At 56.1% G+C, this 23,477-nt stretch carries 23 protein-coding genes; 7 read left to right on the top strand and 16 right to left on the bottom strand.

Translation table 11 applies throughout. From position 1 onward, the window contains the following. Window positions 1–51: 51 nt before the first annotated feature. Both RQ935_RS08800 and RQ935_RS08795 read left to right on the top strand, forming a co-directional pair. Entirely contained in the window at window positions 52–2,061 is a 2,010-nt protein-coding gene (locus tag RQ935_RS08800) for an acyltransferase family protein (protein WP_311498048.1), read from the top strand. A gap of 150 nt (window positions 2,062–2,211) precedes the next feature. Then, complete coding sequence (locus tag RQ935_RS08795; RefSeq protein ID WP_311498047.1) at window positions 2,212–2,568, top strand: DUF4870 domain-containing protein; 357 nt, start codon at window positions 2,212–2,214, stop codon at window positions 2,566–2,568. Window positions 2,569–2,756: 188 nt separating this feature from the next. Here the strand turns inward: RQ935_RS08795 and RQ935_RS08790 are convergent, their stop codons facing one another. The 6 genes from RQ935_RS08790 to RQ935_RS08765 all read right to left on the bottom strand — a co-directional run bounded on the left by RQ935_RS08790 (window position 2,757) and on the right by RQ935_RS08765 (window position 9,500). Further along, window positions 2,757–3,884, bottom strand: a complete 1,128-nt coding sequence (locus RQ935_RS08790; protein WP_311498046.1) for a branched-chain amino acid aminotransferase — start codon at window positions 3,882–3,884, stop codon at window positions 2,757–2,759. Window positions 3,885–3,985: 101 nt separating this feature from the next. Beyond that, window positions 3,986–5,038: a 3-isopropylmalate dehydrogenase gene (locus RQ935_RS08785; protein ID WP_311498045.1), complete on the bottom strand. Its 1,053-nt coding sequence runs from the start codon at window positions 5,036–5,038 to the stop codon at window positions 3,986–3,988. Beyond that, window positions 5,035–6,000, bottom strand: a complete 966-nt coding sequence (locus tag RQ935_RS08780) for a DMT family transporter (protein WP_311498044.1) — start codon at window positions 5,998–6,000, stop codon at window positions 5,035–5,037. Before RQ935_RS08780 ends, RQ935_RS08785 begins: the two co-directional genes overlap by 4 nt. A 27-nt stretch (window positions 6,001–6,027) precedes the next feature. Beyond that, window positions 6,028–7,056: a ketol-acid reductoisomerase gene (gene ilvC / locus RQ935_RS08775; protein WP_311498043.1), complete on the bottom strand. Its 1,029-nt coding sequence runs from the start codon at window positions 7,054–7,056 to the stop codon at window positions 6,028–6,030. 96 nt (window positions 7,057–7,152) lie between these two features. Next, window positions 7,153–7,656, bottom strand: a complete 504-nt coding sequence (gene ilvN / locus RQ935_RS08770) for an acetolactate synthase small subunit (protein WP_298635632.1) — start codon at window positions 7,654–7,656, stop codon at window positions 7,153–7,155. Between the two features lie 2 nt (window positions 7,657–7,658). Next, window positions 7,659–9,500, bottom strand: coding sequence for an acetolactate synthase large subunit (locus RQ935_RS08765; protein ID WP_311498042.1), 1,842 nt, complete (start codon window positions 9,498–9,500; stop codon window positions 7,659–7,661). Window positions 9,501–9,777: 277 nt separating this feature from the next. Between RQ935_RS08765 and RQ935_RS08760 the strand changes: the two genes are divergently transcribed. Then, a complete protein-coding gene (locus RQ935_RS08760; RefSeq protein ID WP_311498041.1) occupies window positions 9,778–11,256 on the top strand; it encodes a threonine/serine exporter family protein in 1,479 nt (492 codons plus the stop codon). A 65-nt stretch (window positions 11,257–11,321) separates the two neighbouring features. Continuing rightward, window positions 11,322–12,905 (top strand): TrkA C-terminal domain-containing protein, encoded by a 1,584-nt coding sequence (locus tag RQ935_RS08755; protein ID WP_311498040.1) that lies wholly within the window; start codon window positions 11,322–11,324, stop codon window positions 12,903–12,905. A gap of 18 nt (window positions 12,906–12,923) precedes the next feature. Here the strand turns inward: RQ935_RS08755 and RQ935_RS08750 are convergent, their stop codons facing one another. The 8 genes from RQ935_RS08750 to moaC form a co-directional block, all read right to left on the bottom strand. Further along, window positions 12,924–14,591: a methyl-accepting chemotaxis protein gene (locus RQ935_RS08750; protein WP_311498039.1), complete on the bottom strand. Its 1,668-nt coding sequence runs from the start codon at window positions 14,589–14,591 to the stop codon at window positions 12,924–12,926. 10 nt (window positions 14,592–14,601) lie between these two features. Then, window positions 14,602–15,495, bottom strand: coding sequence for a transporter substrate-binding domain-containing protein (locus RQ935_RS08745; protein ID WP_311498038.1), 894 nt, complete (start codon window positions 15,493–15,495; stop codon window positions 14,602–14,604). Window positions 15,496–15,633: 138 nt separating this feature from the next. Next, a complete protein-coding gene (locus tag RQ935_RS08740; protein WP_399532346.1) occupies window positions 15,634–17,292 on the bottom strand; it encodes a methyl-accepting chemotaxis protein in 1,659 nt (552 codons plus the stop codon). Window positions 17,293–17,306: 14 nt separating this feature from the next. After that, on the bottom strand, window positions 17,307–18,203 hold the full coding sequence (locus RQ935_RS08735) for a transporter substrate-binding domain-containing protein (RefSeq protein WP_311498037.1): 897 nt from the start codon (window positions 18,201–18,203) through the stop codon (window positions 17,307–17,309). A gap of 89 nt (window positions 18,204–18,292) precedes the next feature. Next, the gene (locus RQ935_RS08730) at window positions 18,293–18,484 is read right to left on the bottom strand and encodes a hypothetical protein (RefSeq protein ID WP_311498036.1); all 192 of its coding nucleotides are present in this window, start codon (window positions 18,482–18,484) and stop codon (window positions 18,293–18,295) included. Further along, on the bottom strand, window positions 18,465–19,175 hold the full coding sequence (locus RQ935_RS08725) for a transporter substrate-binding domain-containing protein (RefSeq protein WP_311498035.1): 711 nt from the start codon (window positions 19,173–19,175) through the stop codon (window positions 18,465–18,467). The genes RQ935_RS08730 and RQ935_RS08725 overlap by 20 nt, the downstream gene beginning before the upstream one ends. Before the next feature lie 124 nt (window positions 19,176–19,299). Further along, on the bottom strand, window positions 19,300–19,827 hold the full coding sequence (locus tag RQ935_RS08720) for a MogA/MoaB family molybdenum cofactor biosynthesis protein (protein ID WP_311498034.1): 528 nt from the start codon (window positions 19,825–19,827) through the stop codon (window positions 19,300–19,302). Next, window positions 19,824–20,306, bottom strand: coding sequence for a cyclic pyranopterin monophosphate synthase MoaC (moaC, locus tag RQ935_RS08715; RefSeq protein WP_311498033.1), 483 nt, complete (start codon window positions 20,304–20,306; stop codon window positions 19,824–19,826). Before moaC ends, RQ935_RS08720 begins: the two co-directional genes overlap by 4 nt. Before the next feature lie 98 nt (window positions 20,307–20,404). On the opposite strand from moaC, the gene RQ935_RS08710 reads away from it, so the two are divergent. The 3 genes from RQ935_RS08710 to tatC are packed head-to-tail and all read left to right on the top strand — an operon-like array spanning window position 20,405 to window position 21,926. Next, window positions 20,405–20,842 (top strand): translocase, encoded by a 438-nt coding sequence (locus RQ935_RS08710; protein WP_311498032.1) that lies wholly within the window; start codon window positions 20,405–20,407, stop codon window positions 20,840–20,842. 44 nt (window positions 20,843–20,886) lie between these two features. Then, window positions 20,887–21,150 (top strand): twin-arginine translocase TatA/TatE family subunit, encoded by a 264-nt coding sequence (locus tag RQ935_RS08705; protein WP_311498031.1) that lies wholly within the window; start codon window positions 20,887–20,889, stop codon window positions 21,148–21,150. 8 nt (window positions 21,151–21,158) lie between these two features. Continuing rightward, a complete protein-coding gene (gene tatC, locus RQ935_RS08700) occupies window positions 21,159–21,926 on the top strand; it encodes a twin-arginine translocase subunit TatC (protein WP_311498030.1) in 768 nt (255 codons plus the stop codon). A 26-nt stretch (window positions 21,927–21,952) separates the two neighbouring features. Here tatC and glp read toward each other — a convergent pair whose 3' ends face one another. Together glp and RQ935_RS08690 are read right to left on the bottom strand one after the other, a co-directional pair. Next, window positions 21,953–23,209 (bottom strand): gephyrin-like molybdotransferase Glp, encoded by a 1,257-nt coding sequence (gene glp, locus RQ935_RS08695; protein ID WP_311498029.1) that lies wholly within the window; start codon window positions 23,207–23,209, stop codon window positions 21,953–21,955. Next, window positions 23,202–23,396, bottom strand: a complete 195-nt coding sequence (locus RQ935_RS08690; protein WP_311498028.1) for a hypothetical protein — start codon at window positions 23,394–23,396, stop codon at window positions 23,202–23,204. The genes glp and RQ935_RS08690 overlap by 8 nt, the downstream gene beginning before the upstream one ends. Window positions 23,397–23,477: the final 81 nt, after the last annotated feature.

Raw genomic sequence — 23,477 nt, 5'->3', positions numbered from 1 at the left:
AACCGCCTGGTTTAAATTGTGCTGCTGGGGAAGGGTATCATAGCAACCACTATGCCAAAGCCTATAGGTAACGAGTCACGCTACAATCCGGGCATCGACGGTTTGAGAACCCTCGCTGTACTCGGCGTCATTTGCTACCACCTTGGCTTCAGATGGATGCCGGGCGGTTTGGCTGGTGTTGGCGTATTCTTTACCATCTCGGGTTTCCTGATCACCGGTAACCTCATGCGTTCCTGGTACCGCCAAGGCAATCTGGGGCTAAAAACCTTCTGGCTACGCCGTCTGCGCCGCTTGATGCCCGCAGTCATCCTCACGGTGCTGGTCATCTGGGCACTCACGCCTTTCTTTAAAGCCGAAAACTGGCCGGACTATCGTCTCGGCGGGCTCACCGCCATTTTCTACGTCAATAACTGGGCCACCATTTTTTGGGGTGATTCCTATTTTGACCAGTTCTCCCAGAGCCCCTTTGAACACATGTGGTCGCTGTCTGTTGAGGAGCAGTTCTATCTGTTCTGGCCGCTAGTGTTGCTATTACTACTGGTCATCAGCCGCGGTCGCCGCCTGCCGCTGGTGATCCTCACCTCAATACTCGCCGCGGCTTCTTTCGTGTGGCTAGCCTACGGATATTCACTCGGCATGGACGCCACCCGCCTCTACGAGGGCACCGATACTCGCGCGGGCGGCCTGCTCGTGGGTGCCATTCTCGCCATCATCATGATCAGGCCCACCGACCCGAACACGACACGCCCCCTCGTCGGCAGGGTAATCTTTCGACAGGATCGCTACCTGGCTGAAGTATTGGGATGGCTTGGTCTGGGCGCTGTGCTGGCCATTTATATCTTTATTCCTGATTCTTCACCAGCTTTATTTAACGGCTTACTGGTGGTTCTCTCGCTGGCGACCGCGGCGCTGCTCTTTGCCATCTCGAACCGCTACACGCGGATATATAAGCTTTTTGCTCTACGCCCCTTCGCGTGGATAGGCGAGAGGTCTTATGCCATGTATTTGTGGCATATGCCGCTCATCGCTTTCCTTTACACTCCTCTGCAGGTGGTGCCGGTTATTGTCAGGGCCCTGATCATCATTGGGACTACCATTGGTTTGGCCGCATTATCTTGGATCCTGGTCGAAGATCCCATTCGCCGCAATGGATTCTTCGTCCCGCTGTGGCGGTGGTTGACTCGCAGAGGCTCCCTACCTCACGCCCTGTTGTCTTTCCCCCTCGCTTTCTTTCTCATCTTTGCCCTGGTCGGAGTGCCAACTGAAGCTGCCACGAGCTATCACGACCAACTCGAAGCAAAAAAGGCCGCCCTGGCGAAGGCTCAAGCGGAACGGGAGCGCAAAGCGGCTCAGGCACGCGCCCTCGCGGCGAGCCACACCCGATGCCACCAAATCATCCATGTGGGAGATTCCACCTCCCTAGCGATGTTTACCGATGCCGGGGTGCTCAATCCGGCAGACAATGCCACCAAGACCTACACGGCCACCGGCGCCAAGAAAGTTACCAACTCAAGTTTCGGGGCTCGCGCCACCAATCAAGGCTATAAAGATTTCCCCTCCGGAAACGACTCCATCCGCGAAATCCTCTCCGGTGGAATTGATAAGGACTCGTGCTTTGTGATTGCCCTGGGAACGAACGATGCCGCGAACATGAATGTCTATGGCGGCACCGACTATGACACCCACATTCGCGCCACTATGGACATTATTGGCCCGAAGTACCCGGTGCTGTGGATTACGACCGTGGTGAACCCGAACGGATCACCCAGGTGGTACACCAAAGAGGTCATGGACGCTTGGAACGCGGAGCTCTACCACCAGCAGAAACGCTACCCGAACATGTGGGTCTATCCGTGGGACAAGGATATGCGTCCGGAATGGTTCATCACCGGCGACGGGGTACACTGCAACACGATTGGAAACTCGGAACGTTCCCGTCGTTTCGCCCAAGCCGTGGTCAACGCCTGGCCGCTGACCTTGGAAGGGGACAAAGCTCCGCTGCTACCCAAGAAACGGCTCGCCCCGAAACAGCGTGTCGTGACGGGGATGCCTCCCCAATAGGCTCAGGTCTCACCACTAGCGGATTTTTCCTGGAGCTTAGGCCCCACCTCTGAATTATTTTTAAGGTGTAGGTAGGGAAAGGGAAAGGTTCCAAATTGGGGAATCGTGTTTCCAGTTGCGGCTGTGTCCACGACATGAAAAAATATCCGAGTGAATGAAAATGAACGTTTGTGGGCGATGTTCGCTCATCTTTCTGTACTCATCGCTATGGCTGTTTCCGCCGGCTGGCTGTCATTCCTGGGACCGCTCATCGTCTGGTTGGTGAAAAAGGACAGTTCCCCGGCAGTACGCGTCGCTGCGGCTGGAGCGTTTAACTTTAACGTCGCCATGTGGATCGCTGGTATCGCCGGGTGGATTGCTTTCTTTACCATCCTGTTAATTCCGCTGGCTCTGGTTCTGTGGCTGGCGGTGTTCGCTCTGACCTTGTGGCACAGCATCCGCGGTGCCATGGCCGCCGCCAACCAGCAGGTCTACGTCTACCCCTTCCAGCTGCCCATTCTGAGTTGATTGCTAACTTTGCGGTTTCGATAGCAGTCGTTCCATTAGGAAATACCAAACGACCATGCCTAAGATGCTGAATTATTAGGCACTATTTCTCGGATTTAGAAAGCATTTTTCTAGTGGCCGCGACAACTTATGGGATTGTCTTAGTGACAATCCCATAAGCCAGTCAATAAAGCGTTTAACTGTCCAAGCTACAGCACCCGGTAGCACCAGCCGTGGGGATCCTCGCGGCGTCCCCACTGAATGCCGGTGATGACGTCGTGGATGTGCTTGGTCATCGGGCCGGTGGGAACCTCCAGCTCAAAGTCTTTCCCGCCGAGTTTGCCAATCGGGGTCACGACCGCGGCCGTCCCACAAGCCAGGAACTCGGCGACCTTGCCGGAGCGAATGTCGTCCAACAGCTGGTGCAGGGCGATACGTTCCTCGCTGACGGTAATACCTTCATCAGCCAGAACCTGAATAATCGCACCGCGGGTGCCGCCCTCCAAGATGCACCCGGTTAGCTGCGGGGTCGCCACTTTACCGTCGCGGTACACCACAAAGACGTTCATGCCACCCAGCTCGTCGATATAGGTATTCGTTTCCCCATCCAGGAAGCACACCTGCGCGTAGCCCTTTTCCGCCGCAATCTCTTGGGGCTGCAAAGACGCCGCGTAGTTACCGGAAGTCTTGGCTTCACCGGTACCGCCCGGTCCGGCGCGGTGGTAATCCTCAGACACATAAATCGAAACGGGCGAAAAACCGTTGTCGAAGTAGGGCCCAGACGGCGAACCGATATTGAGGTAGGTCACCTCGTGAGCCGGATGCACCCCCAGGAAAGACTCCGAGGCATACATGAAGGGGCGCAGATACAGGGTGGCGCCATCTTTGACGGGCACCCAGCGGGCATCGGCACGCACCAAATCCACGCAAGACCCCACAAAGTCCTCTACCGGGATTTCCGGTAAAGCCATGCGGCGCGCAGACTGATTGAACCGGTTTGCGTTGAAAGCGGGACGGAACAGCCAAATCGTGTTGTCGGCCCGGCGGTACGCCTTTAACCCTTCAAAAACCTCCTGACCGTAATGCAGCACCGAGGTTCCCGGATATACTGGCAGCTGCCCGTAAGGACGCAAATCCTTTTCCTGCCAGCCGCCCTCTTTGGTCCACAGGGCGTGTGCCATATAATCGCTAAAGTCCTGACCGAAAGCGAGTTTTTCCATCACCTCACGGTAGGTGGCTTCGTCGGCCCTGTGGTCATGAGGCTGGAGCGGGAATCGCCCCGCCAGTTCATTGGCGTTCGGCAGCGGCTGTTTCGCGAGTTCTTCGAGATTACTCATGTTGTTCTTCTTCTTTCATTGGGTTTTTCATAGGTAAAAGTGGTTCAAGGCACGCGGTGCCGAGGATTTACGGGTTTTTTGGGGATTCGTGGTCACCAGCCCTAGAGAGAGGCGGCTATCGCGTCGCCGATTTCGCTGGTGGTACGCACCAGGGGTGTCCCGGCCGCAGACGCGGCGGCGCGGTTAGCCATATCCGCATCAATAGCGCGTTGGATGTTCGCCGCCAACTGGGGATAGTCCAAGTGGTTGAGCATCAGCACCAGACTCGCAATAGTGGCAGTCGGGTCGGCTTTGCCCTGGCCAGCGATGTCCGGGGCGGAACCGTGGACGGGTTCAAACATGGACGGGAAGGTTTTTTCCGGATTGATGTTTCCCGACGCCGCCAAGCCGATACCGCCGGTGATTGCCCCAGCTTCATCGGTCAAGATGTCGCCAAACAGGTTGTCGGTCACGATTACGTCAAACCGGGCCGGGTTCGTAACCAGGAAAATCGTGGCCGCATCGACGTGTAGGTAGTCGACTTCCACTTCCGGGAATTCCGCCCCGACTTCCTCCACGCAGCGGCGCCACAGGTGCCCGGCGTTGACCAGCACATTGTGCTTGTGCACGTAAGTCAGATGCCGACGGCGCGCCTGAGCCTGCGCAAAAGCGTAACGCACGACCCGCTCCACCCCGAGACGCGTGTTCACGGACACTTCGGTGGCAATCTCGTGCGGTGTGCCCTGACGCAACACCCCGCCGTTACCGCAGTACAGGCCTTCCGTGCCTTCGCGCACCACCACAAAATCGATGTTGCCCGGATTCGCCAGCGGGGTCGGCACACCCGGATAGTACTTGGAAGGACGCAGATTCACGTAGTGGTCAAAGTCAAATCGCAGTTTCAACAGTAGCCCGCGTTCCAACACCCCAGACTGCACCGAGGGATCGCCTACAGCCCCCAGCAAAATCGCGTCGTGGCCACGCAAGGCTTGTTCCGTGGCTTCATCCAAAATCACCCCATCGCGATGGTAACGAGCCGCCCCCAAATCGTAGAGGGTGGTTTTCAAGCCAACGCCCGCCCCCTCCAAGACCTTTTTGAGGACCTTCACGGCCTCGGGAACGACCTCGTGACCGATGCCATCCCCGGGAATCAAGGCCAAATCAATGCTCGTCATAACGTAACTCCTACTTTCTTTTTATGTCTAAAATCGGCAGTTTTCCGGGTCTGGTTCTCAGCTAAAGGGACAGTTTCGCGCCTTTCGACCGGGACTGGCTTCTCATCGTCGGGATGAACCCCGACCAGTTGCGCCGCCACAATCGCCACCATGATGAGGGCACCGCCCACCAGGAGCCGCCACGTCAGGGCTTCCCCGCTGAACACCACCGAGAAAAGGGTGGCAAAGAGCGGTTCACAGGCCATAATCAAGGCCGCCTCGGTGGAGGACATCCGCGCTTGTGCCCAAGTCTGGATGAACAGAGCGCCCACGGCACAAACCACAACCATATAGAGGAGGCTGGCCCAGACAGCACCGTTGGGCGGCAGGGTGAGTTCCCCATCCGAAAGCGCCGGAACAACGTTCACCGACGCGGTCCCCACCATCTGCATCGCAGCTAGCGCTCCCGCGGGACGTCCCGGCGCGATTACGCCGAGAGAGGCCACCTGGATGGCAAAGAATAACGCCCCCAACAGGGTTATCAACTCACCAAAACCAAAGGACCACCCTTGCAGGGACAGTGCTGCCAAGCCGAGAGCGGCCAGTAGCATCCACAGCCAGGTAATTGGCTTGAAACGTTCCCGGAACAGAATCAACGCCACGAAAGGCACAAAGACTATGGACATGGCGGTGATGAATCCCGAGGTAGCCGGAGAGGTCAGGTTTAATCCCCACGTTTGCGCCAGTTGACCCAAACCGTAGAGGATTCCAGCCCCGAAGCCGAGAGCTAGCGTCTTCCATCCCGCCGTGCGCAGTTCCCGAAACCACAACGCGCAAGCAATCAGAGCCGCGAGAAAAAAGCGCACGGTCAGGAAGTCAGAAGCCGGAACTTCATCCAGAACATGATCCTTTATCATGAAAAAAGTTGACCCCCACGCAGCGCAAACTGAAGCCAACGCTAAAATGGGGATTAACTTTTTCATCATGATGTCCTTATCTGTACTAGGTGATTAGCGAGCGGCGTGGCCCTCCACATAATCGGTGTCGTTGTTGGTGTTCCAGGTAAACATCTTGCGCAGCTCCAGGCCGACCTTCTCGATTTGGTGGCCTTCGCCCTCGGCGCGCAGGCGCTTGAACTCGACGGCACCGGAGTTCTGGTCGTCCATGAAGCGCTTGGCGAAGCTGCCGTTTTGAATGTCCGCCAGGACGCCCTTCATGTGTTCCTTCACGTCGGGGGTGATGACGCGCGGCCCGGAGACGTAGTCGCCGTATTCAGCGGTGTCGGAAATCGACCAGCGCATCTTGGACAGACCGCCTTCATTGATGAGGTCCACAATCAACTTCATCTCGTGGCACACCTCGAAATAGGCGATTTCGGGCTGATATCCGGCCTCAACCAGGGTTTCGAAACCGTACTGAATCAGTTTGGACAGACCGCCACACAGCACGTTCTGTTCGCCGAAGAGGTCGGTTTCCGTTTCTTCGGTGAAGGTCGTCTTGATGACGCCGGCGCGGGTCCCGCCGATGCCTTTCGCGTAGGACTTTGTCAGTTCCCAAGCGCGTCCGGATGCGTCACATTCCACCGCGATAACGTCGGGAACGCCCTGACCGGCAACGAAAGTACGGCGCACCACGTGCCCCGGACCCTTGGGAGCCACCATGCACACGTCGTGGCCGGGACCGGGCTTGATGTATCCGAAACGGATGTTGAACCCGTGGGCAAAGAACAGAGCGGCGTTCAGCTTCAGGTTCGGCTCGATTTCGGCGGCATAGACCTTGCTCTGCACCTGGTCGGGCAACAGAATCATGACTACGTCGGCTTCTTTCACGGCATCTGCCACGGTTTTCACCGTCAAGCCCTGTTCCTCGGCTTTCGCCCGGGAGGAAGAGCTTTCGCGCAAGCCCACGACCACGTCGACCCCAGAATCGCGCAGGTTCAGCGCGTGGGCATGACCCTGAGAGCCGTAACCAATTACGGCCACCTTCTGAGACTGAATGAGCGACAGGTCAGCATCGTCTTCGTAATAAATTTCTGCCATGATTTTTTCTCCTTAGTAATTGTAGAGGTGTTTCATTGAAAAAGATATGGGGTGTTTTTCCGTGCAAAGAGTAGGCAAAATCCGGTTAATTAGCCCCTAAATTTGATCGGTGATGGACTTCGAGCCGCGTCCAATCGCGACGTTGCCCGATTGGACGATTTCCCGAACTCCGTACGGCTCCAACTCGCGCAACAAAGCCGCGTGTTTCGCTGGGGAACCAATGGATTCGATGACCAGGGTGCCTCGCGACACGTCCACGACGTGAGCCCGGAACAGGTCCACAATCTGGAGTACCGCGGTTCGATTCGTGTCGTCAGCCGAAACTTTGATGAGCATGAGTTCTCTCTCGACGGCTCGTTCGGGCTCTAACTCCACGATTTTCAGCACGTTCACCAGCTTGTTCAGCTGTTTCGTGACCTGTTCCAGGGACACCTCGGAAACATCGACCACGATGGTGATGCGCGAAATCTCCGGTTTCTCAGTTTCTCCCACCGCGAGGGATTGAATGTTAAAGGCACGGCGGGCAAACAGCGCCGCCACGCGGGTCAAAACGCCAGGCTTGTTTTCGACAAGCACCGACAGGGTATGCGTCATATTCATGTTTAGTCCTCCCAGGTCACAGTCTTGTCAGGGGCGTAAATGACTTTGTCGTTGGTCTGCCCGGCGGGAACCATCGGGAACACCATGGCATCGGGGCTGACCAGCACCTCGACCACGACCGGACGGTCGTCAATCTGGTGAGCTTTCTCTAAGGCTTTTCGCAAGTCTTTCGGGTCAGTTACCCGGATTCCCTCAGCTCCATAGGCTTTCGCCAAGAGCATGAAATCGGGGATTCCCACCCGGTTAGCCTCGTCGAGGTTACGAGCTCCGTCATGCAGGTCGGTCTGAGAATAGCGTTCGTTATAGAACAGGGTCTGCCATTGGCGCACCATCCCCAGCGAGGAGTTGTTGATGAGCAGCACCTTTATCGGGATATGCATTTGGGTGCAGGTGGCCAGTTCCTGGTTCGTCATCTGGAACGAGCCGTCACCGTCAATGAGCCAAACTTCCCGATCCGGATTGGCGACTTTTGCGCCCATCGCGGCGGGGACACCGAATCCCATTGTTCCCAAGCCGCACGACGAAATGTAGGTGCGCGGGTAACGGTAGGTCATGAACTGGGACGCCCACATCTGATGCTGGCCGACCCCGGTGACCACAATCGCGTCGTCATCGCTGACCTCGTCCAGCACCTTGATAGCCTTTTGCGGGCTGACCAGGCCGTCCAATGTGTCGTCGAAGTACGCGGGGTACTTGTCTTTGAGTTTGGTCAAGGACTTCATCCACGGGGTCAAGTCCGGCCGGCCATACTGTTTGTAGGCTTGGGGCAGTGCCCGCAGCAGCGCCGCGACAACCTCTTTCAAATCCCCCACGATAGGAACATCGGCTTGACGAATCTTTGAGATTTCAGCAGCGTCGATATCAACGTGGATGACCTTGGCGTGCGGTGCAAAGGATTTCAGGTCCCCGGTGACCCGATCATCAAAACGCGTACCTAGCGCAATCAGCAGGTCCGCTTGCTGCATCGCCAGCACCGCGGACACGCAGCCGTGCATCCCCGGCATTCCCATATGTTGCGGGGAATCATCCGGGAAGGCTCCGCGCGCGGTCAGGGTGGTGACTACGGGAGCCCCGGTAGCATCAGCCAATTCTTTCAGCTCTGCGGTCGCATCAGCAGCGATAATCCCGCCGCCGATGTAGAGTACCGGACGATGCGCCGCCGCGATTTCGGTGGCCGCCGCCGCGACTTGCTGTTTGGAAGGCTTGCCGGGCAGTTTGTATCCGGGTAGTTCCATCGGTGGTGGCCAGGTGAAAGCCATCTTTTTGTTCTGGGCGGTTTTCGTGATGTCCACCAAAACCGGTCCGGGACGCCCGGAAGAAGCGATGAAGAAGGCCTCCGCCAGGCGCGAGGGAATGTCCTGGGGGCGCGTCACCAGGAAACTGTGTTTTGTCAGGGGCATAGACGCGCCCACGATGTCGGATTCTTGGAAGGCATCGGTGCCGATTGATTCCGCTCCGACCTGGCCGGTTATCGCGACCATCGGGACCGAATCCATCATGGCGTCGGCCAGGCCGGTCAGAAGGTTCGTGGCGGCCGGTCCTGAGGTCACCAGCGCTACCCCGGTTTTCCCGGTGGATTTCGCGTAGCCCTCGGCAGCGTGGGCGGCGCCCTGTTCATGGCGAGCCAGCACGAAGTTCAGTTTCTTTGAGTCGTACAGCGGATCGAACGTGGAAAGAATGGCCCCGCCGGGAATCCCGAAAATATCGGTTACGCCCAGTTCCTCCAGAGTACGAATGACAGCTTTCGCACCGGTCATGACTTCCCCGCGAGCGGCGGGATCAATTTCATTGGGGGTCTCCTCGGGGCCATAGGCTCCCATGGATTTCGTTTCTGGTTCGCTCATGCACCCAACTGTAACTCTGGGGCTAAAAGGATGGAAACCCGCAAGGGGAAAATCTCACTATGTGGATTTCGAACCGAATAATGAGACACTTCCTTACAGGGCTATACCCCCGCCAGAAAGCCGGAAGCAGTGGTAGCTGGCGCTCTCAAACTTAGGGTAGCCTCATCATTTCCGCTGGCTGTGCCCTTAGTCCTGATTAATGGCGTCCACCAGATGGTTAAATCTGTTTGTGTCATTGAATCTAAATTTTCCCCGACGCGTGAAAGAGCAGACCGCAATGTTTCTGTCAAAGCACTTGGAACGACTGCGTGGCGAGCGCGACCACGCCTTTACCCCCAAGAAAAAAGCTGCTGACGAGCCTATTGAAGTCAATACCCAGAGCATGGTTGAGTACGAAAAAATTCGTATCCAGCTCACGGAAGTCTCCCGCACAACTATGCGTTTAGGCCATATGCTGCAGTCCTGCGGGGCTTCTGCGTACCGGATTAAGATTTCTATGGCACGCCTGGCTACCGCGTTGGGAGCCGATGAACACCACGTCCAAGTCACCTTTGGCGAAATCAGTTCTACCGTCTATCTGCGCCCTTTTTCCCGGACCGAGATCTCGGAACAGAGGGACTTTGGCACCAACGCGGCCAAACTTGATCGACTGCGCCTGTTTATCCAAAACATTAAACCGGATACGCCCGTCAGCGAGGCAAACCGGCTCATGGATCGCATTGAGTCCTACAAACCTGAATTCAATAAGATTGCTAACACTTTGGCAGCAGGATTTGCCTGTGCCTGTTTCTGTTTCCTGAACCGCGGCGGGCTCATCGAGTGCGTTCTGGCTGGTGTAGCGGCGGGATTCGGGCAAAGCGTGCGCCGGATAATGATGGCAAAGAAAACTAATCATTTTGCGGTCTGGATGACCGCCGGTTTTGCTGCCTCACTGGTCTACATCGGTTGCGCCGTGCTACTGGAAACGATGCTGCAGCGCGCCTATTCACCAGCGGTTCTGGCGACTATACCGCCTTGGATAACAGCTGATCCTCTCGGATTCCGGGTGGGAATTGTCTCCGCGGTACTGTTTTTGGTTCCCGGTTTCCCGCTCATTACCTCGATGCTCGATTTGGTACGCCTGGATCTTTCCGCTGGGATACCGCGCCTGGTTTATACCTTGATGTTGATTATTTCAGCCGGAGCGAGCGTGTGGATTGTGTCCCTAACCTTCCACTGGGCGGTAGACCCCGCGGTGAACCCGCCTCTGGAGGGGCATTGGCTGTACTTCGCCCGAACATTCTGTTCATTTGTGGCCTCTGCCGGGTTTGCCATGCTGTTCAATTCGACCCGGCGACTGTGCGTCTATGCCGGGTTGATATGCGCTCTGGTTAATCCGTTGCGTTTTTTTGTTGTGGAATCGGGATTCAATTGGCAATTTTCGGTAGGGCTGGAGGCGCTGGCAATCGGTCTGCTTGCTGACGTTATTTCCCGTCTGTCGAACTTTAACTATTCACGAGTCTCGTTGTCCGTTCCGGCAGCAGTGCTGATGGTTCCCGGCGTTCCTCTCTATTCAGCCTTAGTACACCTCAACGAAGGAAATACGATAGGAGCTATCGCCTCCCTTAGCGAAGTGTCCGTGGTCATTTTGGCCATTGGCATCGGCCTTTCCACAGCCCGGATGCTCACGGATCGAAATTGGCTGCAAGACAAGGAAATTGTCGACACCCACCCCGTTCTTAATGCCGACGCTGACGATTCTTTCAGTATGCGCTGATAGACTGACTTTGTTGGTTTTCCCGACCACAAGGTTGATTTATCACTACGTCTCTGGAGGACATTTTGTTCGAATTTTTCGCAACCCACCCAATTGTCCTTTTAGCTGCTTTATTGGGAATAGGCATGGCCTTTGGGCACATCAAAGTCAAAGGTGTTTCTCTGGGCGCAGCCGCGGTGTTGTTCCTCGCTATCGGCGTCTCCGCCTGGGCCAGTGCTTCGGGCATAAAGCTCATGATTCCGAAAGAAATCGCCGTACTGGGACTCTCTTTGTTCGCATTTTGTATTGGTTCAAACTCTGGTCCGAACTTTTTTGCGACCCTACAAACTGCCTGGAAATCAATCCTCCTGTTGGTCGGAGCCTATGTGGGAGTCAGTGCTGTCGCGGTGGGAATCGGCACCTTGCTGGGAATGCCAATCAGCCAAATTGTGGGGACCCTCTCCGGGGCACTGACGAACACTCCGATGCTCGAGGCGGGAGGGGAAACATCCGGGGATATCGCCACCGCCACGGTCGGCTATTCTATTGCTTACCTCTACGGTGTCCTTGGAATGCTATTTTTCGCCTCCCTGGCACTGAAAAAGGGCAAAAATGACCGGGACGCCCCCAGTCCTGTCGTGTCCAAAACGATTCGGGTGGAGATCGACACCCAGCCCCGCTTAGGCGAAATTTATGAGAGATTCAACGAAAAATTAGCTTTTTCACGTCTGCGCCGTGGCGAACAGGGGCCAATCACCCGCCCCAATATGTCTGATACGCTCAACCCCGGCGATTTGATTACGATTGTGGGCGAGGCCTCTGCCGTTCACACCATTATCGAAGAATTGGGTCATTCGTCCTCCCATTCACTACAGACCGACCGCAGCTACCTGGACTATCGGCGCATTACCCTTTCCGACGCCACCAAAGCCGGCAAGACTATCGCAGAGCTAAACATGGGTGACCGCTTTGGTGCCACGGTGTCACGAGTTCGACGCGGAGACGTAGACATGGTGGCTTACCCGGACTTTACGTTGCAGCTGGGCGACCGACTGCGCGTGGTGGCGCCGAAATCAAGCATCTCGGTCATCACCAAATACCTGGGCGATTCCACCCGCGGACTCACCTCACTCAACCCGGTAGCGCTGGGCATTGGGATGACCCTAGGGTTCCTCATTGGTGAGATTCCCATCCCCAACCCCGGAGGCGGATACTTCAACATCGGGTATGCCGCCGGAATCATCATTATGGGATTGATTATGGGCCGCGTGGGGCGCATCGGCCCATTTGTCACGACTCTGCCCTACACCACGGGTCAGGTCTTGGGTGAAATCGGTCTGCTGCTGTTCCTGGCCCAGGCCGGAACGAATGCCGGAGGCTCCATTCAAACCGCTTTCACCGGCGGGGATTGGTGGAGAATTTTGCTTCTCGGCTTCATTGTCACCAATGTGTTTGGACTCACCTTGTTCATCCTGATGCGTCTGGTAGCCAAAATGGGAGGCACGAAGCTCTCCGGCTTCATGGGCGGCGCCCAAACCCAGCCGGCGGTGTTGGGATTCGCTAACGACCAAACCAACACCGACCCTCGGGTTTCCCTGGGCTACGCCATGGCTTATCCCGTAGCAATGATTACCAAGATTCTGTGCGGAACGTTTGTCGGGATGCTTTAGACCGCTGCAGACCCGCCCTTACTGGTGGTAGCGGGAGACGAGTTTGCTTAGTTGGCTGGAGGAATCAGCAACCGCCTGGCCAGCCTCCAGAGTCGTACGCGCACCGTCCGCAGACTTCTCGGCCGTAGCCGAAACCGTCTCAATCGAACCCACAATATCCTGAGTCGTCTGCGCAGCCCCACGAACCACCCCAAACATCTCATTCGTCGTCGCCGTCTGCTCCTCAACCGCCGAAGCAATCGTCTGCTGAGAATCATTAATCCGCGCAATAATCTCACTAATCTGAGAAATAGCCTCAGCCGCCTTAGAAGAGTCCTCCTGAATAGAACTCACCCGCTCAGAAATATCCGCCGTAGCCGCAGCCGTCTGCGCAGCCAAATCCTTGACCTCACCAGCCACAACCGCAAAACCCTTACCAGCGTCGCCCGCACGAGCTGCCTCAATCGTCGCATTGAGCGCCAAAAGATTCGTCTGTTCTGCAATCGAAGTAATCGAATTCGTAATCTCCCCAATAGACTGCGAAGACTCACCCAACGTATCAATAACCTCCGTCGCCGAACCCACAGACTCCACCGCCTCCTCAGAAATCCGCGAAGCGGAGGTTGCCGACTCAGAAATCTGGCGAATTGCCGCCTGCATTTCTTCCATCGCCGCACTCAAAGTATCCATATTCGTAGCCAACAACTGCGCCTGCTCAGCCGCCCCCGCCGCCCGAGACCGAGTATCCTGAGCAGACTGATCCAACTCAGCAGCCGTATCCGCCAAATTACCAGCATGCTCATGCAAACCCTGAGAAGTCCCACTGACTTCCCCAATCAACTCATTAACCTGATCATTCTGCCCATTAAAAGCCTTAGCCAAATCCCGAATCTCCGGCACCCCAGTATCATCACGCAACCGAAAACCCAAATCATACTGATCATGATTCTGCAAAGCCACAGTATGCCGAGACAAAGGCCGACGCACCCGGCGAACCAGGAGAATCAGGAAGGTCAACACGACCGCGCCGAGCAGGAAAAACACCACCATCAGCGCGGACAGAGAGATAGTCTGACCCACGTTAGCACGCTGCATCGCGGAACCTGCCGCTTGCAGAGAACCGGCTTCCAGATGTCCAATCTTTCGTACCGGTTCGATTACGGAAGCCGACGCCAACGAATAGTCACGGCCAAAAACTAGCTCCGAAGCTAGAGCGAGCTGCTGTTCGGCAGGTAGAGCCTTCTCCTCAGCCGGAATGGAATAGCTCTCCACCGTGGCGGGCATGGCCTCCATATCCTCGCCGCGAGCCAGCGTTGACAGAGCGATGGCGTGTAGCTCAATGTCATCTCGGATCTTGCTGGCTGCCAAGGCTTCTTCCAGCAGGTCAAGCTGCTCCTTGGTGCCGCCGTTCTCTTTCAACAGCCGCACCCCATACTCACGGTCGCGCTTGATATAGAGCTGATTGGTGTAATCAGCCAGATCCGCTGTAAGCCCGCCCACCACGTAGGCCCGCGACAAGTTAGTCAAGTCGCTGTTCGCCGCGGTCAGCAGGTTAACCCCCGCGGAGCGAGACGAAGCTTGCCGTTGAGCAGTTTGCACTTGCTGGGTAGAGATTACAGCCATGATGTCGCCCACCAAACCCAGGACGCAGAATAGAACCACCAGAATGGAAGCAACTTTTACCATTGACGAAAACCGAAAATTCATCATAAATTCCTTACATCAGCGGGGGATTCAGGGTGGCGTAGTTCAAAGCCAGCGACTCCACACCCCAGGGTTTTAACACATCAACCAAAAGACCCGTGTCCATCATCTCTTGCAGACCCGCCTGCACGGCCTTCGCAAAGGCTTCGTCATTCTTGGCGAACACTGGGCCTTGCGGCGCTACATCCGAGTTTTGCCCCACCGTGTTGAAACCCTTGAACTTAATCTGGCCGTAGAGCATACTGGGCTCTTCACCCAACACCGCATCCAAAGTCCCCTCGGCCGCTTGCGAATTAAGCACCTCTTGGTCCTGGTCCTCAGCGATCTTGATGGGTTCCTTGCCTTCGGCAACGCAAGTATCCGAGGCTGCTTTCAAGGCTTCCATCATGGTGGTGTCAGTACGCGCACCCACTTTGAATCCACAAGGGTTCGTGTAGTCGAATTTTGAGTTTGGTCCTACGGCGTAAATAACTCCCACGTTTACAAAAGAAACCATGTTGACTTGACGCATCCGTGATTTCCTAAGGGTGAGAGTGGACATAATCAGGTCGTAGGTACCATCATTGACCCGATCCAGCAGCGAGTTAAACTCCTCTTTTTTGAACTGGACGTCCTTCACGCCCATCAGCTTGCCCAAAGCTTTCAAGGTATCGACCTCGTAGCCGATGGGTTCATTGTTGTCATCAAAAAACTCAGCGGGCGAATACGGCATGAACGCGCCGGCTGTCCACGAATCGCGCTTATCCGGCGGCAACATCTCGTGAAGTTTAGAATCAGCTTTAATCTTGGAGATGTCGTAGGATTTGACCCCGGCAGAATCCGGTTCCGGACCACTACCGCAACCCGTAACTAAAAGACTCAAACAAGCAAGAGCACAAACGGACATAATCTTCCAGCGGGCTGGCATACGCATCTCCCTTGATCTCGGACACCAAATTGTCTGAATAAACAAACAATAACAACTATCCAACCTGAATATAGTGGAATTGAAAGTTAATTCCACTTAAATATTCAGGAGCTACTCCGGGAGAGTATTCGGGTTCCGCTAGTGGTAGCGGGAGACGAGTTTGCTCAGCTGGCTGGAGGAATCAGCAACCGCCTGGCCAGCCTCCAGAGTCGTACGCGCACCGTCCGCAGACTTCTCGGCCGTAGCCGAAACCGTCTCAATCGAACCCACAATATCCTGAGTCGTCTGCGCAGCCCCACGAACCACCCCAAACATCTCATTCGTCGTCGCCGTCTGCTCCTCAACCGCCGAAGCAATCGTCTGCTGAGAATCATTAATCCGCGCAATAATCTCACTAATCTGAGAAATAGCCTCAGCCGCCTTAGAAGAGTCCTCCTGAATAGAACTCACCCGCTCAGAAATATCCGCCGTAGCCGCAGCCGTCTGCGCAGCCAAATCCTTGACCTCACCAGCCACAACCGCAAAACCCTTACCAGCGTCGCCCGCACGAGCTGCCTCAATCGTCGCATTGAGCGCCAAAAGATTCGTCTGTTCTGCAATCGAAGTAATCGAATTCGTAATCTCCCCAATAGACTGCGAAGACTCACCCAACGTATCAATAACCTCCGTCGCCGAACCCACAGACTCCACCGCCTCCTCAGAAATCCGCGAAGCGGAGGTTGCCGACTCAGAAATCTGGCGAATTGCCGCCTGCATTTCTTCCATCGCCGCACTCAAAGTATCCATATTCGTAGCCAACAACTGCGCCTGCTCAGCCGCCCCCGCCGCCCGAGACCGAGTATCCTGAGCAGACTGATCCAACTCAGCAGCCGTATCCGCCAAATTACCAGCATGCTCATGCAAACCCTGAGAAGTCCCACTGACTTCCCCAATCAACTCATTAACCTGATCATTCTGCCCATTAAAAGCCTTAGCCAAATCCCGAATCTCCGGCACCCCAGTATCATCACGCAACCGAAAACCCAAATCATACTGATCATGATTCTGCAAAGCCACAGTATGCCGAGAGAGGGGCAGGCGTACGGTACGCAGCGCTGCAATCAGGAACAGCAGCACCGCTACCGCCAAAACGATAAATATCCCAATCAAAATATAGATGGTGATCTTTTGCAGGGAGGCGGCCCGGCCCATTTGGGTATCGGCAGCGTTGGCGAACCCAGTTTCCAGCTGATTCAACATATTTAAAGGCGACATCACGGACTTGTAAGAATTGGAGTAAGTTTCTCCAAACACCAAATCCGAGGCTGTCTGCAGCTGGGTCGCGGAATCCATAGCCAGTTCCTCTGGCGAGAACTGGAAGTGTTCCAAATCTGCTGGCAGAGCGCTGAAGTCACTTCCCCGGCCCAAAGCCGCCAAAGCCATGGCGTGCATTTCGGTTTTTTGAGTAACTTTCGCGGCTTCCAAAGACTGCTGCACCAGCTTATCTTGGTCTTGCGTACCGCCGTTGTCGGCGATGAGGCTGGCTCCGTACTCAGAATCGCGATTCACATAGACCTGGTTGAAGTAATCCAGCATGGCCTCTTCCAGGCCGGAAACCACAAAAACCCGCGCGTTGTCAGCCAGGTTGGTCCGGGCATTCTTGAGGTAGGTAATCCCGTTATTGCGCTGGTTGGATTCTTCTTGAGCCTGATTGACCTGACCCGTCGTGACAATGGTGCCAACCTGGGCAGCCAGACCGAAAACCACCAGCACCAGCACCACGGTCATGGTGATTTTAATCATTGATGAAAAACGCATTTTTGTTTCCTTCCCTAGGCAATCGGCGGATTCATGGTGGCGTAGTCTAGCGCGATGAATTCCTCGCCCCACGGTGCGAGCACATCCTTGAGCATTCCCGTATCCATCATCTTTTGCAGACCGGCTTGGATGGCTTTGGCCAGCTCAGGATTGTCTTTCGCGGTAGCCGGACCCTGGGGGGCTACTTGGAAAGCCTCACCGATGGTGGCGAACTTCGGATTCCTCGACTCGGCGTAAGCCAGAATCGGGCTCTCTCCGATTATGGCATCTAAGGTTCCGGCTGCGACCTGTTCCACCAACTTATCTTGGTCAGCGTCGGCGACAATCTGGATTGCCGGTTTTCCGGCTTTCACGCATGATTCACTGGAAGCCTGCAAAGTTTCTGCTTGGGTGGTGTCTGCCTGGGCGGCGACTTTCAGTCCGCAAGGATTGGCGGGATCGAAGTTTTTGGAGTTGCCCGCCTGGGTGCCATAGATGTAACCCGCCTGAATGTAGGCAACCATATTGGTCTGGTCCATCCGGGTCTTGTTGAGAGTCATGGACGCCATGCCTATGTCATAGGTTCCATCGTTAACCTTGGGAATAATCGCGTCGAAATCCTCGTCGCTAATTTTAAGTTCCGACACGCCCATCAGCTTTGACAGGGCTTTTAAGACGTCAACTTCGTAGCCGATGGGCTGATTGTTACTATCAAAGAACTCGGCGGGAGAATAAGGAATATCCATCGCCACCCGCAGGGTATCCCGGTTCGCCTGCGGTACCATCGCCACGATTTCAGCATCCGGTTTGATGGAATCGAAGTTATAGGATTTCACCCCTGCTGAACTGTTCGAGCCGGAACAGGAGGCCAGCGTTGCTGCCAACAGAGCGGCACCTGTTGCTGCCGAGATTTTTTTCAGTACGAGCTTCATTGCCTCTGCTCTCCTCCCCTCGGAAAAGGGGAATCGCCTACAACTTCACCATTCCATGGTATCCCAGAGCGAGAAAATCGAAAGGTATTTCAGGCAATCGGCGGGTTTAGAGTGGCGTAATGTAATGCAATAGGCTCTTCGCCCCAGGGAGACAGCACATCTGCAAGCATTCCCGTGTCCATCATTTTTTGCAGACCAGCGCGCACAGCTTTAGCCAACTCCAAATTGTTTTTCGCAATGAAAGGACCCTGGGGAGCCGTCTCAAAGGCTTCCCCAACCATCGCAAAAATTTTTGTATTTCTCCTGATTATAGGCCAGTATGGGAGTTTCACCAATGATGGCATCAATGCTTCCCTGCGCAACCTGAGAAATCAATTTGTCTTGATCCGCCTCAGCGATGATGGTGACCGGCGACTTACCTATTGACACACACTCATCGCTGGCAGCCTGCAAGGTTTCAGCCTGTGTGGTGTCAGACTGCACCGCTACGGTAAATCCGCAGGGTGAAACCGCATCAAAATTCTTCGGGTTATCTCGCTGGGTTGCATAGCTGTAACCTGCCTCAACATAGGACACCATATTGCCTTGGCGCATCCGCTCTTTATTCAACGTCAAAGCGGCCATGCCCAAATCGTCGGTGCCCTCGTTAACTTTTGGAATGATGGAGTCAAAATCTTCGTCGACAAATTGCACTTCTTTGATACCCATTAGCTTAGCGAGAGCTTTGATCACATCGACCTCATAGCCCACTGGCTGATTAGCATCATCGAGGAATTCCGCCGGCGAATAGTGCAGTTCCATAGCAACCCGCAAAGAATCCCGGTTTGCCTGCGGCACCATCGCGGCGATAACCGGATCAGGCTTGATGGAATCAAAATCGTAAGACTGCATTGCTCCCGATTTTCCCGCTAATGTACAAGACGAAACCGTCACTGCTACCGCGGCCGCACACACTGCGGCAACCAACTTCATCGCGGATTTCATTTCAGCTAATTACCTCCCCGCTTTAGGATGCCCCTCCAATTTTTAACAGGATTAACACTAGCCGAAGTATCCAAGAATATGCCCTGACCTGGCTGAAGAATTACTGAAAATTTCACTCTGCCGACGCGAGAGTGTTGCGGTCTAAAACTGCCAGGACATGGCCCAGTACCGGAGTGAGAACTTCTACTGTATCACGTACCGCGCCCGGAGAACCGGGGGAACACACCACGAGGGTGGCTCCCGCTGCCCGCGTAGAAATCCCCACCACGGGACGAGACAACATACCCAGGGGTCCAGCCTGCCGATTACGCTCCAGCAACGCGGCCTCCACTCCGCTCAAACGGGCTGCCACCAGGCCCTCAACAGCTTCGGGAGTGAGGTCACGGGGACTAACCCCCGTCCCTCCGGTCGTAAAAACCAGCCGTGCGCCACTGCGACACGCCGCCGACACGGCCTGGTGAACGGAGTCCACCCCATCGGGGACCACCACCGGTCCAGTCACCACAAATCCCAGTTCCGCCAGCAATTCCACCGCCAACGGACCGGAGCGATCCGGGTTCACGCCAGCTGAAACGGAATCCGAAACTGTGATGACGCAAGCCGGTGTCTGTGGCGGCAAAGCTTGTACGGCGTGGCTCATGATTCCCGCTCCCACGTCCCCGAACGGCCTCCGGATTTATAGGTCACGAAAGCCTCGCGCAAGGTAATCTGGCGGTCCACCCCTTTCAACATGTCTACCAGCGCTAATGCCCCCACCGTCACCGCGGTCAACGCCTCCATCTCTACCCCGGTACGTTCCACGCATTTCACCGTGGAACGCAAAATAACCTCGTTGCCCTCCTGGGTGATGTCTAGGGCTACGTAGTCGATTCCCAAGGGGTGGGCCAGCGGGAGCAGTTCCGGGGTGCGTTTCACCGCCTGAATCCCGGCGATGCGCGCCACTGCCAGGGCATCTCCTTTCGGGACGCGACTATCCCGTAAAGCGGCGGCTACCTGGGGTGATACGCTGACTGTGGCTTGCGCCCGCGCTTCGCGTAACGTCTCACTTTTCGCTGACACATCCACCATGCGGGCTTCGCCGCGTTCGTTCAGGTGGTTCATGGGTAGGGTATTTTCCATCACAAGTCTCCCCGGGGACGTCCCCGTTTCGGGGCAAGTTTCCTCATCTGACCCTTTTAATATATGCAGGAAAGCGTTTCCCTTACTAGAATTGTCAAGTGGAATTTTTTGGAATCAGCGGTTCGGAGCTGCTGCTCATTTTGGTCGTGGGCGTCATCGTCATCGGCCCAAAGCACGCCGCCCAAGCTCTGCTGTGGTTCAAAGGAGTCATCGAGTGGCTGCGAGAGTGGTCCGCCCGGCTGCGTGAAGAGGCGAATTTCACCAAGTCCGGCTTGAACGTTGATTTAAGAAACTTTGACCCGCGCGAATACGACCCGCGCAAAATGATTAAAGACGCGGTCGCCGAAGAAATGCAGTTGTGGATGGAGCAAGCCACCAGCATCGAGAAAGCTGCCACCCAGGGCCTTGTGCCGGGAAAAACCCCGGACAACCCCAAACCGTCGGCCGACCCTAAGCCTGACGATTCCCCCGCTACCCCTCAGGCCGAGGCTCCGGATGCTCCTCCAACCACTCCCCGTCAAGAAAAGCCCGCATAAACTGATAAACTTGTGGTGTTTTAGCCCTAAAAAAGGAGAGCATAATGGTTCCGGCACACGTGATGTTGTTCAGCGTAAGCCCCGTAGTGTGGATTACTGTCATCATTATTTTGGTCGTGGTTTTCGGTGCTTCGAAACTGCCGGAGATTGCTCGCAACGTGGGCAAATCTGCGAAAGTTTTGAAGGAAGAGCTCAACGATTTGACCGAGGACACCAAGGCTGACGGCAAAGTTATCGAAGGCAAGGACGACGCTACCGGCGATTACCCGAAAACTGACCCGGCCCCAGGCAATGATGCCGCTAAGTAACTGCTCGCGTGCCCACTGAGAAGCCCTCTGACCAGAATCGTGATGCCCGCTCTGAAGGTGTCATGACGGTGACTGCTCACCTAGCTGAGCTGCGGAAACGTATCATCTGGTCATTTGTGGGCATCACTGCGGCGGCGATTGGCGGCTGGTTTCTCTATGAAATCGCGCTGGCCCACATCACCGCCCCCATGAAAGACATCGCCGGGGCTAACCTGAACTTCCAAACTATCGGCGCGGCCTTTGATCTGAAAATTCGCGTGTCCCTCTGGCTGGGGGTGCTGATTGCGTCGCCGTGGTGGATTTTTCAGATTATGGCTTTCATCTGGCCCGGTCTGCGTCGACGGGAACGTTTGTGGATGCTGATTTTTGGCGTGGCCGGAGTCGTTTTGTTCGCTGCCGGTGCGGTTTTCGGCGACTGGACCGCACCGCGAGCCGTGTCGATTCTGTCCTCTTTTACTCCCCCGGATTCAGCGATGTTGCTGCAGGCCGATGCATACATCAGGTTCTATATTCGCCTAGTGTTGGCGTTCGGAATTTCTTTCCTGATTCCCGAAATTTTGGTCATGCTGAACTTCCTGGGGGTGCTCAGCGCCCGCACCATGCTAAAAGGCTGGCGCTGGGCGACGATGGTGGCGTTTATTTTTTCGGCTATCGCCAACCCACTGCCAACCCCGTGGCCCGTCATTTTGCAGGCTTCCGCCCTGCTGGCACTGTACTTCCTGGCGGTCGGCATCGCGGCGCTTCACGATTGGCGCCGGTCTCGAAAAAATTCGTAGCCCCCGCGGTGCCACGCCTCACGGGCTCAGATTTCGAGGACTTTCACAATCGACCAGGGGGCCACGGACTCGACGTCTCTGTCAATCAGCATCAAAGCGTTCGCTTTATGCAGCGAGGCCACCAGGTGCGACTTCGATCCCAAGGGGTGGGTGCGCTGCACCGTGGGAGTTTCTCCCGGCTGTCCCGGGGTCAAACGGACAGGCACGACCTGAACTTTGCCTCGCGGAGAGGTCCACGCCTCCACCACGGTCGCTTCTCGGCAGACGTGCGCCTGGTCGGGATTGCGCCCGGCGAGTTTCGCCAGCACCGGCAGGGCAAACAGGTACCACGAAACGAAAACCGAAACCGGGTTCCCCGGCAGAGTCAGCACCGGCACCCGGCGCCCCCCGCTGGCAGCAACGAAACCGTAACCTTGGGGTTTACCCGGCTGCAAGGCGACTCGTGCGAAATGGAATCCCCAGTCGCTAACGCCCTGTTTCACCACCTCATAAGCGCCGGCCGAAACCCCGCCCGAAGTCACGACCAAGTCGCTCACGTCCGCCACCCGGCGCAAGGTTTCTCGGAACTGGGCCACGTCGTCCCCGCATTGGCCCGCAAAACTGACCTCCACCTGGGCCACGCGTGCCAAGGCCGCCGCCAGAGACGAGTTTGAATCCGGAATCATTGACCCTTCCAGCGGCGCCCCCGCCCCCGCCAGTTCGGAACCGGTGGCGATAATTCCCACCCGGACTCGCGGGAACGCCGTAACTGTCGCATAGCCCCCCGAAATTGCCGAAGCAATCGCCCCCGGACTCATGACCTCGCCGGCAGCCAAGACTTCGGAGCCGACCGGCAGGTCCTCACCCGCCCGGCGCACGTTCGCTCCGGGCCTGGGAACACGACGAATGGTGACCTTTTCCGGTAGCTCAACGGGACCGGGCTTTTGATCCGTGTCCTCCACTTTCACCACGGTGTCCGCCCCCTTGGGCATTTTCGCGCCGGTCATAATGCGCCACGCCTGACTCGGCTGGCACTCGGCGCTCGGCTCTGTACCCGCCGGAATATCGCCCGCCACCGGCAACGTTACGGAACCGCCAACCGGTAGTCCCGCGCTATTGAAAGCAAAACCGTCCATCGCCGAGTTTGTAAAGGGCGGCACCGACAGGCGCGAAATGACCGGTTCGGCCAGGGTCAATCCCAAAGTGTCGCCCACCGGGAGCTCCCGCGGGGTCAGCGGAGTGATTTCCGCCAAGAGACGCGCCAAAAATTCCTGGTAATCAAGCAGTTTTTCTGTCTCACTCACGATTGTTCTCCTTTGCGTTCACCAGTCTTGCCGTGCAGGTTTTCGTAACAGGATGAGTTTTGGGTGCGGCGGCGCGGGCTGAATAATCCACTACGTTCCATTTGCCCATTCGGGCGTCCCCAATGACCAGGCGACCGATGAGGGGTTCACCCCAGCCGGACACCAATTTGAGCACTTCGGTAGCCATCAGCGACCCGGCTTGCCCACAAACCGGCGGCGTACCTTATGTATTTTGAGCGCGTAGGTGATGTGGTGCCTCATATAGTTT

This window comes from uncultured Mobiluncus sp. (genome assembly GCF_963511525.1).
Classification (GTDB): Bacteria; Actinomycetota; Actinomycetes; order Actinomycetales; family Actinomycetaceae; genus Mobiluncus.
Note: the sequence above shows the minus strand (reverse complement) of the source record. Positions and strands in the feature narration are given on the sequence as shown.

Excerpts from the sequence above, each read along its gene's own strand:
- RQ935_RS08800 (WP_311498048.1), top strand. The coding sequence starts at position 52 with ATGCCAAAGCCTATAGGTAACGAGTCACGCTACAATCCGGGCATCGAC.
- RQ935_RS08790 (WP_311498046.1), bottom strand. The coding sequence starts at position 3,884 with ATGAGTAATCTCGAAGAACTCGCGAAACAGCCGCTGCCGAACGCCAAT.
- RQ935_RS08785 (WP_311498045.1), bottom strand. The coding sequence starts at position 5,038 with ATGACGAGCATTGATTTGGCCTTGATTCCCGGGGATGGCATCGGTCAC.
- RQ935_RS08780 (WP_311498044.1), bottom strand. The coding sequence starts at position 6,000 with ATGAAAAAGTTAATCCCCATTTTAGCGTTGGCTTCAGTTTGCGCTGCG.
- ilvC (WP_311498043.1), bottom strand. The coding sequence starts at position 7,056 with ATGGCAGAAATTTATTACGAAGACGATGCTGACCTGTCGCTCATTCAG.
- ilvN (WP_298635632.1), bottom strand. The coding sequence starts at position 7,656 with ATGAATATGACGCATACCCTGTCGGTGCTTGTCGAAAACAAGCCTGGC.
- RQ935_RS08765 (WP_311498042.1), bottom strand. The coding sequence starts at position 9,500 with ATGAGCGAACCAGAAACGAAATCCATGGGAGCCTATGGCCCCGAGGAG.
- RQ935_RS08760 (WP_311498041.1), top strand. The coding sequence starts at position 9,778 with ATGTTTCTGTCAAAGCACTTGGAACGACTGCGTGGCGAGCGCGACCAC.
- RQ935_RS08750 (WP_311498039.1), bottom strand. The coding sequence starts at position 14,591 with ATGAATTTTCGGTTTTCGTCAATGGTAAAAGTTGCTTCCATTCTGGTG.
- RQ935_RS08745 (WP_311498038.1), bottom strand. The coding sequence starts at position 15,495 with ATGCCAGCCCGCTGGAAGATTATGTCCGTTTGTGCTCTTGCTTGTTTG.
- RQ935_RS08740 (WP_399532346.1), bottom strand. The coding sequence starts at position 17,292 with ATGCGTTTTTCATCAATGATTAAAATCACCATGACCGTGGTGCTGGTG.
- RQ935_RS08735 (WP_311498037.1), bottom strand. The coding sequence starts at position 18,203 with ATGAAGCTCGTACTGAAAAAAATCTCGGCAGCAACAGGTGCCGCTCTG.
- RQ935_RS08730 (WP_311498036.1), bottom strand. The coding sequence starts at position 18,484 with ATGGTTGGGGAAGCCTTTGAGACGGCTCCCCAGGGTCCTTTCATTGCG.
- RQ935_RS08725 (WP_311498035.1), bottom strand. The coding sequence starts at position 19,175 with ATGAAGTTGGTTGCCGCAGTGTGTGCGGCCGCGGTAGCAGTGACGGTT.
- RQ935_RS08720 (WP_311498034.1), bottom strand. The coding sequence starts at position 19,827 with ATGAGCCACGCCGTACAAGCTTTGCCGCCACAGACACCGGCTTGCGTC.
- moaC (WP_311498033.1), bottom strand. The coding sequence starts at position 20,306 with ATGGAAAATACCCTACCCATGAACCACCTGAACGAACGCGGCGAAGCC.
- RQ935_RS08705 (WP_311498031.1), top strand. The coding sequence starts at position 20,887 with ATGGTTCCGGCACACGTGATGTTGTTCAGCGTAAGCCCCGTAGTGTGG.
- RQ935_RS08690 (WP_311498028.1), bottom strand. The coding sequence starts at position 23,396 with ATGGCTACCGAAGTGCTCAAATTGGTGTCCGGCTGGGGTGAACCCCTC.